Raw genomic sequence first — 14,766 nt, 5'->3', positions numbered from 1 at the left:
CCCCGACGGGCAGTTCCCGGGGCACGCACCGGACCGCCCGGCGCGCCCCGCCGCCGGACCGCCCCGCCGCCGGACCGCCCGGCGCGCCACCCGGCGCACCCGCCCGCCACCCGGCGCACGGGGGCCACCGCCGGGCGCACGCAGTCCCGCCCGCGCCCTCTGACCCGCACGTCAGCGGCGTGAACGGCGTGATCACTGGGGAGGTCTTGTGGAGGTATCCGAACGTCGATCAACCCCCCTGGGCGCTGAGGTACGTTCACCGCGGCGCGCGGAGAGGAGCGGGGACTTGCGCGAGATCACCGTCCCACCGATCGTCACGGGCGCGCCCGTCGGCGGGCTGGCCGACGTCGTCTTCCAGCACGCCCGGGAGGAGCCGGACCGGGTGGTCCTCGGGCGGAAGACCGACGGGGTGTGGCGGGACGTGACCTCGGGCGAGCTGGCCGCGGAGGTGCTGGCGCTCGCCAAGGGGCTGCTGGCCCAGGGGGTGCGCTTCGGGGACCGGGTGGCCGTCATGTCGCGCACCCGGTACGAGTTCACGCTCTTCGACTTCGCCCTGTGGGCGATCGGCGCCCAGCCCGTCCCCGTCTACCCGACGTCCTCCACCGAGCAGGTGCACTGGATCCTCTTCGACACCGACTGCACGGCCTGCGTCGTGGAGAACGAGGACCAGGCGATGACGGTGGGGTCGGTCATCGACCGCCTCCCCCACCTCGGACGGCTGTGGCAGCTGGACGCCGGGGCCGTGGACGCGCTCGTCGCCGACGGCCGTTCGGTGGCCGACGACGTCGTGCACCGCCACCGCGGCGCGGTGACGCCCGATGCGACGGCCACCGTGATCTACACCTCGGGGACCACCGGCCGGCCCAAGGGATGCGTGCTCACGCACGCCAACTTCATGTACGAGGCCGACACGCTGGTGGCGCGCTGGGAGTCGGTGTTCCGCGGCAGGCAGGGCGAGCGGCCGTCGACCCTGCTCTTCCTGCCGCTGGCCCACGTCTTCGGGCGGATGGTGGAAGTGGCGGCCGTCCGGGCGCGGGTCAAGCTCGGGCACCAGCCGGTGCTGGCGGCGGCCGAGCTGATGCCGGACCTCGCGGCGTTCCGGCCGACCTTCGTGCTCGGCGTCCCGTACGTCTTCGAGAAGGTCTTCGCGGCCGCCCGCCGCAAGGCGGAGGCGGAGGGGCGCACGGGGCCCTTCGACCGGGCCGTGGAGACGGCCGTGCGGTACGCGCAGGCGCGCGAGCAGAAGGCCTTCGGCACCGGGCCCGGCCCGTCGGCGGCGCTGCGGATGGAGCACCAGCTCTTCGAGAAGCTCGTCTACGGCAAGGTGCGCGAGGCGATGGGCGGGCAGGTGCGGTACGCCATGTCGGGCGGGTCCGCGATGTCGCGCCGGCTCGGGCTGTTCTTCGACGGGGCCGGGATCACGGTGTTCGAGGGGTACGGGCTGACCGAGTCCTGCGCGGCCGCCACGGCGAACCCCCCGGAGGCGACGAAGTACGGGACGGTGGGCCGGCCGATCCCGGGCAGCACGGTGCACATCGCGGACGACGGGGAGGTCTGGCTGCACGGCGGGCACATCTTCTCCGGCTACCTGGGCGACCCGCGCGCCACGGAGGCGGTGCTGCGGGGCGGCTGGCTGGCGACCGGGGACCTGGGGCGGCTGGACGAGGACGGCTACCTGACCATCACCGGGCGCAAGAAGGACATCCTGGTGACGTCCAACGGCAAGAGCGTCGCCCCGGCGGCGCTGGAGGAGCGGGTCCGTTCGCACCCGCTGGTGGCCCAGTGCGTGCTGGTGGGCAACGACCGGCCGTACATCGCGGCGCTGCTCACCCTGGACACCGAGGGCATAGCGCACTGGCTGTCGATGCGCGGCAGACCGCAGATGCCGGCCGCGGACCTGGTGAGCGACCCGGAGCTGACGGCGGAGGTCCGCCGGGCGGTGGTGGCCGCGAACACCCTGGTGTCGCAGGCGGAGGCGATCCGCACCTTCCGGGTGCTGGGCGAGCAGTTCACGGAGGAGCGGGGGCTGCTGACCCCCTCGCTGAAGCTCAAGCGCCGGGCGATCGAGAAGGCGTACGAGAAGGAGGTCGCCGCGCTCTACCGGACGTGAGCCGCCGCTCCGGAGCGTACGGGGAAGGCATCTGACGGTTCGTCACTTCACTTCGCCATGGATATTGACGATCCGTCAGGTCACACACAGAATGCGGGGATTCCGACCGGAGGGGATCCCCGACATGTTGCGACCGATCCGCACCTTGGCCGCCGCGGCGGCGGCCATCGCGCTCGTCTCCGCCTGCAACTCCGCCTCCACCAACGGCACCTCTCCGGGCGCGTCCGGTGCCGCGCCCGGCAACACGCGCGGGGTGAGCGCCGACTCGATCAAGGTCGGCGGCATCGTCTCCATGACCACGGCCAGCGGCTACAGCAAGAAGGACACCGACCTCGGCGCCAGGGCCCGCTACCTGAGAGCCAACGCCGAGGGCGGGATCAACGGCCGGAAGATCGAATACCTGGGTGCGGAGGACGACGGCCAGGACCCCGCGAAGAACATGGCCGCCGCCCGCAAGCTCGTCCAGCAGGACAAGGTCTTCGCGGTGTCCCCCATGAGCTCCGTGACCTTCTCCGGCGCCGACTTCCTGGAGCAGGAGAAGGTGCCCACCTTCGGCTGGGGCACCCTGCCCTCCTTCTGCGGCCCCACGTACATCTACGGCTTCAACGGCTGCCTGGTCCCCACCCCCGGCGGCACCCTGAACCAGACCTGGCCCGAGGGCATCGGCCAGATCCTCGGCGGCGCCCGGGGCAAGTCCGTCGCGGTCATCGCCAACGACAGCGACGCCGGGAAGTTCGGCATCCGGACCTTCCAGCAGGGCTTCGCCAGCGCCGGGTTCGAGGTCTCCTACGCCAAGGCCTCCGTACCGGGCACCGCCGTCCCGAGCGACTGGTCCGCGTACGTGAAGGAGATCCTCTCCAGCAACGGCGGCAAGGCCCCGGACGCCGTGGTCTCCGTCATGCAGACCCCGAACAACATCGGGCTCTTCACCGCGCTCAAGCGCAGCGGGTACAAGGGACTGCTCTCCGACCCCACCGACTACGACCCCGGGCTGCTCGCCCAGGACGCCACCCGGCAGGCCCTCGACGGCGTCCACGTCCTGCTGCAGTTCCAGCCCTTCGAGTCGGCCGACCCGAAGATGGCGCAGTTCAAGGCCGACATCAGGGCGGCCGCGGGCGGCAAGGACGTGCCGCTCAACATGCACATGCTGACCGGGTACATGTCGGCCGACCTGTTCGTGTCCATCGCGCAGAAGGCCGGCAAGGACCTGACCGTCGAGTCCTTCCAGGCCGCCGCGCAGGGCTTCTCCGACACCGGCACGCTCGTCGGCGACCGCGCGCTGCCCAAGGGGCAGAAGGACAGCTTCGGCTGCGGGGCCCTCGTACAGCTGAAGAACGGCGCGTACGAGGTCTCCGTCCCGTTCAAGTGCTACGAGCCCATCCCCTTCAAGTAGGGGCGCGGCATGGGGGATCTGCTCGTCTTCGTGCTGAGCGGTCTGGTCTCCGGCGCCCTGTACGCGCTGCTCGCCACCGGGCTGGTGCTCTCGTACTCGGCGTCCGGGCTGTTCAACTTCGCGCACGGGGCCACCGCCTACCTGTGCGCGCTCACCTTCTACGAACTGCACTCGGGGCTGGGCTGGCCGGCCGTCCCGGCGGCGCTGCTGGTGGTCTTCGTCCTGGCCCCCGGTCTGGGCTGGGGGCTGGACCGGCTGATGTTCCGGCGGCTCGCACGGGTCGGCGAGACGGCGCAGATCGTCGCGACCATCGGGCTGCTGGTGGCACTGCCGGCCGCCGGGCTGTGGGCGGTCGAACTGCTGGCGGACGCGGGCGTCCCGGTGAAACCGGCGGAGAACCAGTTCGGGCTGCCGGGCGTCGGGCCGAGTCCGGCGACGTCCTGGCAGCTCACGGAGGGCGTCGGCATCGACTCTGACCAGTTGATCACCTGGGTGGTCACGGCGCTGGTGGCGGTGGCCCTGTGGGTGCTGATGCGGCACACGCGGACCGGGCTGCGGCTGCGGGCGGCCGTCGACGACCGCTCGCTGACCGAGCTGCGCGGGATCAGCGCCGACCGGCTGTCGTCGGTGGCCTGGATGATCGCCTCGGCGCTGGCCGGGCTGGCGGGCGTACTGGCGACGCCGCTGCTGGGGCTCTCCGCCCACGACTTCACGCTGTTCCTGTTCGTCTCGGCCACAGCGGCGGTCATCGGGCGGTTCGCGTCCGTGCCGCTCGCCTTCGCGGGCGGGCTGGGGCTGGGGGTCCTGCAGAACCTGGTCGCGGGGTACGCGTCCTTCGCCGAGTCCATCACCGGCTTCCGTACGGCGGTGCCCTTCCTGATCCTGTTCGGCGGGCTGCTCGTCCTGACCCGCAGGGCCCGGACCGCGGGGGTCGCGGCCGCGGACGCCCCGCCGGTGGACCACCTGGCCGGTGCCCCGTGGGGGCGGCGGTGGGGGGTGTGGGCGGCGGGCGCGGCGCTGCTGTGCACGGCGTTCTACACCGTGACGACACCCTTCTGGAGCGGGCTGCTGGCCCAAGGGCTGGCCGTGGCACTGGTGTTCATGTCCTTCACGGTGGTGACCGGGCTCGGGGCGATGGTGTCCCTCGCGCAGGGCACCTTCGTGACGGGGGCGGCGCTCGTGGCAGGCCTGCTGATGAGCCGGGGCTGGCCCTTCGCGGCCGCGCTGGCGGTGGGCACGTGCGCGGCGGCGCTCCTGGGGGCGCTGGTCGCCCTGCCGGCGCTCCGGCTCGGCGGCAGGTCGCTGGCGCTGGCCACGCTGGCCCTGGCGTTCCTCGCCGACCAGGTGCTCTTCCAGCTGCGGTGGCTGCGCAACGGCGACACGGGCTGGTCGATCCCGCGGCCCGTCCTCGGGCCGGTGGACCTGTCCGACGACCGCGCGCTGGGAGTCGCCCTGGTGGTACTCGTCGCGCTGGTGGCCGCGGGGCTGAGCGCGCTGCGCGCATCCCCCTCGGGGCGCGCCATGCTGGCCGTACGGTCGGCTCCGGCGGCGGCCGCGGCCTCGGGGGTCTCGGTGCTGCGCACGAAACTGCTGCTGTTCGCCCTGTCCGCCGGACTGGCCGGTTTCGGGGGCGTGCTGTACGCGTCGTACAACACCCGGATCACGGCGACCGACTTCACGGCGATGACGGGCCTGGTGTGGCTGGCGGTCGTGGTCGCGGCGGGTGTGCGGCGGCCGCAGTACGCGGTGGTGGCGGGGCTGGTGTACGCGGTGGCCCCGCGGCTGCTGTCCGACTACGTGACCGGGTCCGCGCACCTGCCGGTGATCCTGTTCGGCCTGGCCGGGCTGGCCCTCGCCAACGACCCCGACGGGTACTGCGCGGCCGTGCCGGTCCGGCTGGCCCGGCGGCGGGCGCGGGTCGCCGCGGGGCCCTCCCCGGCCCCGGCCCCGCCCTCCCCGGCCCCGGCCCCGCCCTCCCCGGCGCCCGCCCCGGCCCCGCCCGTTCCCGCACCGGGACCGCTCCCCGTACCCCGCTCCTCGCACCCCGCAGGGGCGGAGGGGACCCGGGCGCCCGCGGGGCCCGCGGGGCCCGCGCTCGAACTGCGCGGCGTCACCGCCGGGTACGACGGGGGTCTGGTGCTGCACGGGGTCGATCTCACCGTGCGGCGCGGGGAGATCCTGGCCGTGCTCGGGCCGAACGGGGCCGGGAAGAGCACCGCGTGCCGGGTCGCGGCCGGGCTGCTGCCGGCCGACGCCGGTGCGGTGTACGTGGCCGGGCGGGACGCCACGGGCGACGGCGCCGTGCGCCGGGCGCGGGCCGGCGTGGTGCTCGCCCCGGAGGGCCGGGGGATCTTCCCGTCCCTGACCATCGAGGAGAACCTGGCCCTGTACCTGCCGGAGGCCGGCGCCCGTGCCGCCGTCTACGAGCGCTTCCCGCGGCTCGCCGAGCGCCGCGGGGTGAGCGCGGGCGCCCTGTCCGGCGGGGAGCAGCAGATGCTGGCCCTGGCTCCGCTGCTGCAGCGGCCGCCCGCCGTGCTGATCGCCGACGAGCCCTCGCTCGGGCTGGCGCCGCGCGTGGTGCAGGAGGTGTACGCGCTGCTCACCGAGCTCCGCGACGCCGGGACCGCGCTGCTCCTGGTGGAGGAGAAGGCCGCCGGGATCCTGGGCGTCGCCGACACCGTGGCCTACCTCTCCCAGGGCCGGGTCTCCTGGTGCGGCCCGCGCGACGAGGTGGAGGCCGACCGGCTCACCGAGGCCTACTTGGGGATGGGGACATGAGCGGCGAGGACCTGGACGGCCACGTGCTCCACGCGGGCGGCGTCGGCGTGCGCTTCGGCGGAGTCAGGGCGCTGAGCGGGGTGGACCTCGGGATCCGGGCGGGCGAGGTGTGCGGCCTGATCGGCCCCAACGGGGCCGGGAAGACCACGCTGTTCGACGTCCTGTCGGGGATCCGCAGGCCCGACCGGGGCCGGGTCCTGCTGGACGGGGTGGACATCACGCGCCGCTCCCCCGTCTGGCGGGCCCGCCACGGGATGCGCCGGACGTTCCAGCGCCGGCAGCTGTTCGGACAGCTCAGCGTGGCCGACAACGTGCTCGTGGCACAGGAGTGGCGGGGCGGCGGGGGCGGGCCGGCCGCCGACCTCCTCGCCCTCCCGGCCCGGCGCGCCCGGGAGCGGGAGCGGCGGGTGCGCGGCGAGCGGGTACTGGCCGACTGCGGGATCGGCGCGCTGGGGTCCTCGTACGCGGGCGCTCTGCCGGTCGGCCAGGCCCGGATGGTCGAGCTGGCGCGCGCGGTGGCCGATCCGCCGCGGGTACTGCTGCTGGACGAACCGGCGTCCGGCATGTCGGCGCCGGAGCGCGAGCGGCTCGCGGCGGTGGTGCGGCGGCTGGCGGAGGAGGAGGGCTGCGCGGTGCTGCTGGTCGAGCACAACGTGGCCTTCGTGATGGACCTCTGCACGCGGGTCGTCGTCCTGGACCTCGGAACGGTGCTGGCCGAGGGCACGCCGGCCGAGGTGCGGGCGGACCCGCTGGTGCGGGAGGCGTACCTCGGAGCCACCTGAGGGGCGTACCCGGGGGCTGACCGAGGGACACGGCCGGGGTGGCGGGAATACGTCGTACGGGGGGCCGGTTGTCGCCCCTCGTACGACGCTGTCCCACCGCGCACCAACGCGCCGACGTGAGGGAACGACCCGACGTGAACCAGGTCCCGGCCATCAAGCTCAACAACGGCACGCTCATGCCCCAGCTCGGCTTCGGTGTCTGGCAGGTGCCGGACGCGGAGGCGGAGCACGCCGTGGGGACCGCCCTGGAGGCCGGTTACCGCAGCATCGACACGGCCGCCATCTACGGCAACGAGAAGGGCACGGGCAAGGCCGTCGCCGCTTCCGGGCTGCCGCGCGAGGAACTGTTCGTCACCACCAAGCTGTGGAACGGCCCGAAGCAGACGTGGGGCCGCGACGAGGTCATGCGCGCCTTCGACGACTCGCTCACCAAGCTGGGCCTCGACCACGTCGACCTGTACCTGATCCACTGGCCGCGCCCGATGCGCGACGACTTCGTCGCCATCTGGAAGGCCTTCGAGGAGATCGCCGCGAGCGGCCGCGCCAAGGCGGTCGGCGTGTCGAACTTCCGTACCGAGGACCTGGACCGGATCGCCGCCGAGAGCGCCCTCGTGCCGGCCGTGAACCAGGTCGAGCTGCACCCGCTGCACCCGCAGGCCGCGCTGCGCGCCGAACACGCGGCGCGCGGCATCGTCACCGAGGCCTGGTCCCCGCTGGGCCAGGGCAAGGAGCTCCTGACGCTGCCGGCCGTCACCGCGGTCGCCGAGGCGCACGGCCGCAGCGCCGCGCAGGTGGTGCTGCGCTGGCACCTCCAGCACGGCAACGTCGTGATCCCGAAGTCCGTGACCCCCGCCCGCATCCGGGAGAACCTGGACGTCTTCGGCTTCGAGCTGGACGCCGCCCAGATGGCCGCGCTGGACGCCCTGGGCGCGGGCGCGGCGGGCCGCCGGATCGGGCCGGACCCGGCCGAATTCGACGTGTGAGGACGACCGGGTGAACCTTCCCGAAGGGACCTACCGGATCCGCAACGTGGACAGCGGGCTGGTGCTCCAGCTGGAGGGCGCCTCGCGGGTGCGGGTCGGCCCGGACGGGCCGCCGGCCCCGACGGCCGCCCGCCGGTGGCTGGTCGCGCCGGTGCACAGCGGCGGCGGGATCTTCCACGTGGTGAGCGAGGACAACGAGCGGCGCCTGGACGTGGCGAACGCGTCGACGGAGAGCGGCGCCCGGGTGCAGGTGTGGCGGGCCAACGCCTTCGGCGCGCAGGAGTGGATCGTCGAGGAGCACCTCGACGCCCCGGGGGTGGTGTCCTTGATCGCCTGTATCAGCGGCCTGCCGCTGGAGGCCGACGCGGAGGGCCGGGTCCGGCAGGGCGAGGACACCGACTCCCCGTCCCAGTGGTGGCGGCTGGAGCCGGCGTAGCACCGGGCCGGGTGCCGGGCCGCGGCGCCGCCCCGGCCCGGTCCGGCACCGGCCCCGCGCGTCACACCCGTACGAAGCTCCGCAGCCGGTACGTCGGCTCCGGACGCGGGGTGTCCTGGTCGGGCAGCAGTTCCAGCCGGGCGGCCAGCTCCGGTGCTGTGATGCCGCGCGGGACGATGCGCGAGGCGTACCGTCCCGCGAGCAGCGCCTCGGCGGAGCCGCGCGGGGTGCGGCCCTGGCCGTGGCCGGTGAAGTACGCCTCGCCGCCGGGGCGCAGGCCCGCCCGGGCCGCGTGGGCCTCGACCTCACCGGAGGCGTCCGAGGGGGTCGGCGTCAGGTGCGCGGCGAAGACGGCGTCGATGTCGCTGCCGACGTCGTGGGCCGAGTCCTTGTCCACGGTGGCGATGAGGACCCCGCCGGGCCGCAGGACGCGGGCGGCCTCGGCGATGACCGCCGGCACCAGCCCGGGCTCCCGCAGCAGGTGCAGCAGCCACACGGCAGTGACGGCGTCCAGCGAGCCCGTGCTCACGGGCAGCCGGACGGCGTCGGCGAGGGCCACGGGGACGCCGCGGCGCAGTGCGGCGGCGGCCATGCCGTGGGAGGCGTCGGCGCCCAGGACGCGGAGTCCGGGGCGCGTGAGGCGGGCGGTGACGATGCCCGTGCCGCAGCCGAGGTCGAGGAGGGTGCCCGCGTCGGCCGGGAGGAGGCCGAGGACGGCCGCGGCGGCGGCCTCGGCGCGCGGGGTGCCGCCGCGGGAGGCGTCGTAGAACTCGGCCTCCGCGTCGTAGTCGAGCAGGGGTCGCGCGGTCGGTATGTGCGTGGTCATCAGCTCGCGCCGTGGGCGGGGGCGAGGGACTCTACGCGCTCGGCGAGGGCGAAGTCGTTCTCCGTCACCACGCCTCCGGCGTCGTGGCTGTTCACGGAGAGCCGCACCGTGTTGTAGCCGAGCGTCAGGTCGGAGTGGTGGTTCAACTCCTCCTGGACGGAGGCGATGTGGGAGACCAGGGCGCTGGCCGCGAAGTGCGTGCCCAGTCGGTAGGTACGGATGATCCGGTCGTTCTCGAAGGCCCAGCCGGGGAGTTCCCTCAGGCGGTCCTCGATCTCCTTCTGCGACAGCGGTTCACTCGGCATGCACCCGGCTCCTTTTCCCCGTGACGTGTGGTCAAGGTTCCCACAGTGCAGGCCGGATCGAACCTTTCGCGCCATAGTGCGCTCGGGTACTTCTGCACCTTCCGCCCCTGGCGCACGCCCCCTAGGCTCCTGCGCCGGACGGACTGTTACCAGCGGTAACGAGGGGGCATTCGCCATGGCCGGCACCGGGAGTTCCAGGCGTACGTTCATCGCGGGCACGGGCGCCGCCCTGTCTACCCAGGCCGCGGCGGCCCTGGCGGCTCCCGCGGCATCCGCGGCGACCGCCGCCGCGGCGCCGCCCGCGCAGGCCGCGCCGCCCGCGCCGAACGGCCGGCGCGTCGCCGTCCTCGGCGGCGGGGTGGCGGGCCTGACCGCGGCGCACGAGCTCGCCGAGCGCGGCTACGCCGTCACCGTCTACGAGCGCCGGGCGCTCGGCGGCAAGGCCCGCAGCATGGACGTGCCGGGCAGTGCCCGGGGCGGCCGCAGGCCGCTGCCCGCCGAGCACGGCTTCCGCTTCATCCCGGGCATCTACCACAACCTGCCCGACACCATGCGGCGCATCCCGTTCGCGGGCAACGCGAACGGGGTGTGGGACAACCTGGTGGCCCCGCCCGAGATGATGTTCGCCCGCTCCGGGGGCCGCGAGGACCTGCGCGGCCCCATCCCCTGGCCCGGCCACTCCCCCGCCGCCCTGACGCCCGAGGAGGTGCGGCGCGCCCTCTCCGGCATCCTGCAGACCCTGGTGCGGCTGCCGCTGCACGAGACGGCGTACTTCGTCGACCGCGTGCTCGTCTTCCTCACCAGCTGCGACGAACGGCGGACCGAGGTCTGGGAGGACGTCCCGTGGTGGGAGTTCACCCGGGCCGCGCGGATGTCGAACGAGTACCAGCGCATCCTGGCCGTCGGCGTCACCCGCAACATCGTGGCGACCAAGGCGGAGGAGGCGTCCACGCGTACGGTCGGCACCCTCGGCGAGGCCTTCGTCTTCAACCTGCTGGGCCGCGGGGCGGACGGCCCGCCGGACCGGATCCTCAACCTGCCGACCAACGAGGCGTGGATCGATCCGTGGGAGGCCCACCTGCGCTCCCTCGGGGTGGAGTTCAGGATCGGCTGGACGGTGCGGGAGGTGCGGTACGGCAGCGGCCGGGTCAGCGGGGTCGCGGTCGAGGGCCCGGACGGCACCCGGCAGACCGTGACCGCCGACCACTACGTCAGCGCGCTGCCCGTCGAGCACGCCCGGCGCACCTGGAGCGCGGGACTGCGGGCCGCCGACCCGATGCTGGGGCGCTGCGACAGGCTGCGGACCGACTGGATGACCGGCATCCAGTTCTACCTCACGGAGCGGGCACCGCTGGTGCACGGCCACCTCAACTGCATCGATTCGCCGTGGTCGTTGACGGCGATCCAGCAGGCCGAGCACTGGCCGGCGCGGAACTTCCCCGCCGACTACGGCGACGGGGCGGCGGTCGACTGCCTGTCGGTGGACATCTCCGAGTGGGACAAGCCGGGGATCCTGTACGGGAAGACGGCCAAGCAGTGCACCCGCGACGAGGTGGCGCGCGAGGTGTGGGCCCAGCTCAAGGCCTCGCTGAACGACACCGGCAGGACCCCGCTGTCCGACTCGAAGCTGCACTCGTGGTTCCTGGACCCCGGAGTGGACGGGCTCGGCACCCCGAACCCCACCAACGAGGACGAGCTCCTCATCCACCCGGTCGGGACCCTGCGCAACCGGCCGAGCGCGGGCACGCGCGTACCGAACTTCTTCCTCAGCGGGGACTACGTCGCCGTCGACATCGACCTCGCGACGATGGAGGGCGCCAACGCCTCGGCCCGCGCCGCCGTCAACAGCCTGCTGGACCGGGACGGTTCGACGGCGCGGCGGTGCACGGTGCAGCCGCTGTACCGGTCGCCGGAGATGGAGTCCGCCAAGCGGCACGACCTGTGGCGGTACCGCCTCGGCCTGCGCAACGTCTTCGATGTCGGCTGATCGCGCCGGGGTCCCCGGCCCGGCGGGCTCGGCTACCGTCGGGGCCATGACCACCTCGACGCCCACGGTCGGCGCCCTGCTCCGCACATGGCGGGAGCGGCGCGGCATCAGCCAGCTGGAGCTGGCGGGCCGCGCCGACTCCTCGTCCCGGCACATCAGCTTCATCGAGACGGGGCGCTCCCGGCCGAGCGAGGAGATGCTGCTGCGGCTCGCCGACCGCCTCGACGTCCCGGTGCGGGAGCGCAACTCCCTCCTGCTGGCGGCGGGTTACGCCCCGCACTACGCGCAGACCGCGCTGGACGACCCGTCGATGGAGACCCTGCGCGAGGGCATCGAGCGGCTGCTGACCGGATACGAGCCCTATCCGGCGCTGGTCGTGGACGCGGTGTACGACGTGGTCGCCGCCAACCGGGGCATCCTGATGCTGCTGGACGGTCTGCCGGAGCACTTGCTGACACCGCCGCTGAACGCGATGCGGATCACCCTGCACCCCGAGGGGCTGGCGCCGAGGATCCGCAACCTCAGGGAGTGGCGCGGGCACCTGCTCGCGCAGATGGAGCGCCAGATCGCCCTGGCCCGCTCCGAGCCGCTGCGCGCCCTGTACGAGGAGGTCTCCGCCTATCCGGTGGCCGACCGCCCGGGCGACGGCGAACCGGAGGAGCCCGTCCCGTACATCGCGCTCCCGCTGGTCATCGAGCACGACGGCCACCTGCTGTCCTTCGTGTCGTCCATCGCGACCTTCAACACGCCGATGGACGTGACCGTCGCCGAGCTGGCCATCGAGACGATGCTCCCGGCCGACCCGGCGACGGTGAAGTACCTGCGCTCACTCGGCGACTGAGCGCAGGGCCAGCTGCTGGAGCACGGCGAAGCCGGCGACGGTCAGGGCCTGCGCCGGGATCCACACGGTCCCGGCGACGGTCGGCGAGAACCACACGGCGAGGGCCACCAGGCTCAGGGCGGCCCAGGCGTAGTTGGTCTCGACGACGGCCTTCACGGCGAGCACCGGGGGCCGGCTGCGCGAGGCCAGCAGCCCGACGGCGGCGCCGTACAGCACGAGCACGACACCGAGGGCCAGGAGCAGCTCCTGCCCGACCCCGAGCAGCCGCCCGAGCGGCGCGGAGAAGGCGACGTAGGCGAGGCCGTTGCCGGTGGTGACGACGGCGTCGAGGGCGAGGAAGCGACGCAGCGCGAGCTGCGGCACGGAGGTACGGGCGAAGCCGGCGAGCAGGGTCGCGGACATGGGGAATCAGCCTCCGTCGAGGTCGAACGGCCAGGTGGGGGCCGGGCCCCGGAACCGAGTGCGCGGCCCCGGAACCCGACGCCCCCACTGTGCCGCGCCCCCTGACCGCCGGTCGATTACCTCCGAGGTCATGCCAACGGTTTTTGAGGTGGGCGGCAGGAAACATTGGGGTTCCCGTGGTTCGGCCGGAGGTGGGGGGCTAGGCTTCACGCAGCCCGATCCACTCGAACGCCTTGTCGACATATGGAGATTCCGCAGGTGCGAGCCGCCGATCGAACCGACCTCGCCGCGATCTGGCGCCGCGTCGGGGCACTCGCGGAACGGTGCGGCCGGGACCCCGGCCAGGTGCTGGCGGTGGCGCGGCTGAGCCATCTGTCGGGCGTCGAACCCCGGCGCATCCCCTGCGTGGTCGCGGGCATGGCCGCCGACGTGCCGCTGGAGCTGCGCGTGCACGAGAGGTTCCGGCTGCTGCGCGCGACCCGCCGCGACAAGCACGGCCGGGAATGGCCGCTCGCCGCCATCGCCCACGACTTCGACGCGCCCGGCGCCTCCCTGGGACCGCTCAACGCGGGCACCGGGCTGCTGCGGATGGGGCATGCGGCCGGCGTGCAGCGCTTCTTCGGCGTCTACGCGGGTTTCCTGCTGGCCGACAGCAAGAGCGCGGTGGAACGGGCCCTCGCCCTCTCGGCCACCACCGTCTCGGACGGCCGCGAGGACCTGGAGCACCTCTCGTACCTGACCGGCATCACGCCCCAGGCCGTACGGCAGACCCTCGACGGCAGGCCGCCCCGGCTCCCCCTGAAGGAGCAGGTCCACCAGCGGTTCGAGCACCTGAGGCGCACCCGGCCGCGGGGCGACGGCCAGGCGCACTCGCTGACGGCCATAGCCAGGTCCTTCGACGCGTCGGGGCAGTCGCTGACCCGGCTCGCCCAGGGCGAGGGGATGCCGAACCTCGCCGCGGCTGCCGGGATCCAGCGCTTCTACGGGGTCGACGGCGGCTTTCTGCTGGCCGACGACACCGAGGCGCTCGCCACCGCGCTCGCGCTGATCGAGGGCGAACTGGAGTGCGTGGAACGGGCGCGCGAGAATCCGATGTTGGCCGTGCTGCGTGCGCACGACGTACGCAGCATCGTCACGCGGGCCGGCCGACTCTCGCCCCAGGGCTGGAAGTCACTGGCCGACCACTTGGACGACCTCCTCGCACGCGAGGGGCAGCTCGGGGTTCCGGGCACGAAGGGCGGGGCGCCGACCGAGGGCGCCGCCGCCGAGGGAGAAACACCATGAGGACCACACGGGCCATGCGCAAGCTGGGCTCCGAACTGCTGGAGGGCGCACGCCTGACGGCCCCGGCCGATGTCGGGGAGATCATCGGGGCGCTGTGTGCCGCCTACACCCGGCGGCGCGGCGGCGATCGGAAGGTGGACTTCCACTTCACCTCCTTCCCGCCCGACACCGCCAGCGGACTGTGGCTGGAGCTCGACGACGTCGACCTGATCGTCGTCGAGCAGCACACCCGGCCCGAGCACCAGCTCGTCATCGCGTGCCACGAGCTGTGGCACCTGGACGAGGGGACCTGCTCCAGCGTCGGTCCGGGCATGCTGGTGGCCGCCCGCCTGGCGGGCGAGGGACGCCCCGGCCGCCTCGCCGAACTGCTCGCCTCGGACGCCGGACTGGACTCGGTGGTCCGGCAGGCGGCCGCACGCGCCGACCAGGGGGATCCCGCCGAGATCCGGGCCGAGACCTTCGGCCTGCACCTCGGCACCCTCCTGCGCTCCTACCTGCCGTCGCCCCGGGAGCAGCAGTTCCCCGAGGCGATCGAACGCATCAAGTCCTCACTCGGCTGGGGAAGCCCCGTGCCGCGCCGTGACCAGCACCAGCCGGTCGCCGCATCCCTCACGCCGATGCCCTCAGCACGGCCCTGAC

Annotated in this window: 13 protein-coding genes; 10 read left to right on the top strand and 3 right to left on the bottom strand. The window is 73.8% G+C overall.

The annotated features are described in order from the left end of the window. The first annotated feature begins 286 nt into the window (after positions 1 to 286). The 6 genes from AB0O53_RS12830 to AB0O53_RS12805 all read left to right on the top strand — a co-directional run bounded on the left by AB0O53_RS12830 (position 287) and on the right by AB0O53_RS12805 (position 8,482). Positions 287 to 2,110, top strand: coding sequence for an AMP-dependent synthetase/ligase (locus AB0O53_RS12830; RefSeq protein WP_350992173.1), 1,824 nt, complete (start codon positions 287 to 289; stop codon positions 2,108 to 2,110). Between the two features lie 124 nt (positions 2,111 to 2,234). Beyond that, positions 2,235 to 3,503, top strand: coding sequence for an ABC transporter substrate-binding protein (locus AB0O53_RS12825; RefSeq protein WP_350992175.1), 1,269 nt, complete (start codon positions 2,235 to 2,237; stop codon positions 3,501 to 3,503). A gap of 9 nt (positions 3,504 to 3,512) precedes the next feature. Beyond that, positions 3,513 to 6,281, top strand: a complete 2,769-nt coding sequence (locus tag AB0O53_RS12820; RefSeq protein ID WP_350992177.1) for an ABC transporter permease subunit — start codon at positions 3,513 to 3,515, stop codon at positions 6,279 to 6,281. Then, positions 6,278 to 7,063, top strand: a complete 786-nt coding sequence (locus AB0O53_RS12815; protein ID WP_350992179.1) for an ABC transporter ATP-binding protein — start codon at positions 6,278 to 6,280, stop codon at positions 7,061 to 7,063. Before AB0O53_RS12820 ends, AB0O53_RS12815 begins: the two co-directional genes overlap by 4 nt. 134 nt (positions 7,064 to 7,197) lie before the next feature. Continuing rightward, the gene (locus tag AB0O53_RS12810; protein WP_350992181.1) at positions 7,198 to 8,046 is read left to right on the top strand and encodes an aldo/keto reductase; all 849 of its coding nucleotides are present in this window, start codon (positions 7,198 to 7,200) and stop codon (positions 8,044 to 8,046) included. Positions 8,047 to 8,056: 10 nt separating this feature from the next. Then, the gene (locus tag AB0O53_RS12805; protein ID WP_350992183.1) at positions 8,057 to 8,482 is read left to right on the top strand and encodes an RICIN domain-containing protein; all 426 of its coding nucleotides are present in this window, start codon (positions 8,057 to 8,059) and stop codon (positions 8,480 to 8,482) included. A gap of 61 nt (positions 8,483 to 8,543) precedes the next feature. Here AB0O53_RS12805 and AB0O53_RS12800 read toward each other — a convergent pair whose 3' ends face one another. Together AB0O53_RS12800 and AB0O53_RS12795 are read right to left on the bottom strand one after the other, a co-directional pair. Next, positions 8,544 to 9,278, bottom strand: coding sequence for a class I SAM-dependent methyltransferase (locus AB0O53_RS12800; protein WP_350992651.1), 735 nt, complete (start codon positions 9,276 to 9,278; stop codon positions 8,544 to 8,546). A 29-nt stretch (positions 9,279 to 9,307) separates the two neighbouring features. Continuing rightward, on the bottom strand, positions 9,308 to 9,613 hold the full coding sequence (locus tag AB0O53_RS12795) for a 4a-hydroxytetrahydrobiopterin dehydratase (protein ID WP_350992185.1): 306 nt from the start codon (positions 9,611 to 9,613) through the stop codon (positions 9,308 to 9,310). 175 nt (positions 9,614 to 9,788) lie between these two features. On the opposite strand from AB0O53_RS12795, the gene AB0O53_RS12790 reads away from it, so the two are divergent. After that, on the top strand, positions 9,789 to 11,600 hold the full coding sequence (locus AB0O53_RS12790) for a hydroxysqualene dehydroxylase (RefSeq protein ID WP_350992187.1): 1,812 nt from the start codon (positions 9,789 to 9,791) through the stop codon (positions 11,598 to 11,600). 46 nt (positions 11,601 to 11,646) lie between these two features. Further along, the gene (locus AB0O53_RS12785; RefSeq protein WP_350992189.1) at positions 11,647 to 12,441 is read left to right on the top strand and encodes a helix-turn-helix domain-containing protein; all 795 of its coding nucleotides are present in this window, start codon (positions 11,647 to 11,649) and stop codon (positions 12,439 to 12,441) included. On the opposite strand, the gene AB0O53_RS12780 is transcribed toward AB0O53_RS12785, so the two are convergent. After that, a complete protein-coding gene (locus tag AB0O53_RS12780) occupies positions 12,427 to 12,843 on the bottom strand; it encodes a hypothetical protein (protein WP_350992191.1) in 417 nt (138 codons plus the stop codon). The genes AB0O53_RS12785 and AB0O53_RS12780 overlap by 15 nt on opposite strands. 258 nt (positions 12,844 to 13,101) lie before the next feature. Between AB0O53_RS12780 and AB0O53_RS12775 the strand changes: the two genes are divergently transcribed. Both AB0O53_RS12775 and AB0O53_RS12770 read left to right on the top strand, forming a co-directional pair. Beyond that, positions 13,102 to 14,127, top strand: coding sequence for a hypothetical protein (locus AB0O53_RS12775; protein ID WP_365195076.1), 1,026 nt, complete (start codon positions 13,102 to 13,104; stop codon positions 14,125 to 14,127). Then, the gene (locus AB0O53_RS12770; protein ID WP_350992195.1) at positions 14,124 to 14,765 is read left to right on the top strand and encodes a toxin-antitoxin system, toxin component; all 642 of its coding nucleotides are present in this window, start codon (positions 14,124 to 14,126) and stop codon (positions 14,763 to 14,765) included. Before AB0O53_RS12775 ends, AB0O53_RS12770 begins: the two co-directional genes overlap by 4 nt. Position 14,766: the final 1 nt, after the last annotated feature.

Origin of the sequence: Streptomyces erythrochromogenes (assembly GCF_040684695.1) — a bacterium.
GTDB lineage: Bacteria > Actinomycetota > Actinomycetes > Streptomycetales > Streptomycetaceae > Streptomyces > Streptomyces erythrochromogenes_C.
This window is presented reverse-complemented; position numbering and strand designations above follow the sequence as displayed.

Excerpts from the sequence above, each read along its gene's own strand:
- AB0O53_RS12820 (WP_350992177.1), top strand. The coding sequence starts at position 3,513 with ATGGGGGATCTGCTCGTCTTCGTGCTGAGCGGTCTGGTCTCCGGCGCC.
- AB0O53_RS12790 (WP_350992187.1), top strand. The coding sequence starts at position 9,789 with ATGGCCGGCACCGGGAGTTCCAGGCGTACGTTCATCGCGGGCACGGGC.
- AB0O53_RS12825 (WP_350992175.1), top strand. The coding sequence starts at position 2,235 with ATGTTGCGACCGATCCGCACCTTGGCCGCCGCGGCGGCGGCCATCGCG.
- AB0O53_RS12770 (WP_350992195.1), top strand. The coding sequence starts at position 14,124 with ATGAGGACCACACGGGCCATGCGCAAGCTGGGCTCCGAACTGCTGGAG.
- AB0O53_RS12815 (WP_350992179.1), top strand. The coding sequence starts at position 6,278 with ATGAGCGGCGAGGACCTGGACGGCCACGTGCTCCACGCGGGCGGCGTC.
- AB0O53_RS12785 (WP_350992189.1), top strand. The coding sequence starts at position 11,647 with ATGACCACCTCGACGCCCACGGTCGGCGCCCTGCTCCGCACATGGCGG.
- AB0O53_RS12795 (WP_350992185.1), bottom strand. The coding sequence starts at position 9,613 with ATGCCGAGTGAACCGCTGTCGCAGAAGGAGATCGAGGACCGCCTGAGG.
- AB0O53_RS12780 (WP_350992191.1), bottom strand. The coding sequence starts at position 12,843 with ATGTCCGCGACCCTGCTCGCCGGCTTCGCCCGTACCTCCGTGCCGCAG.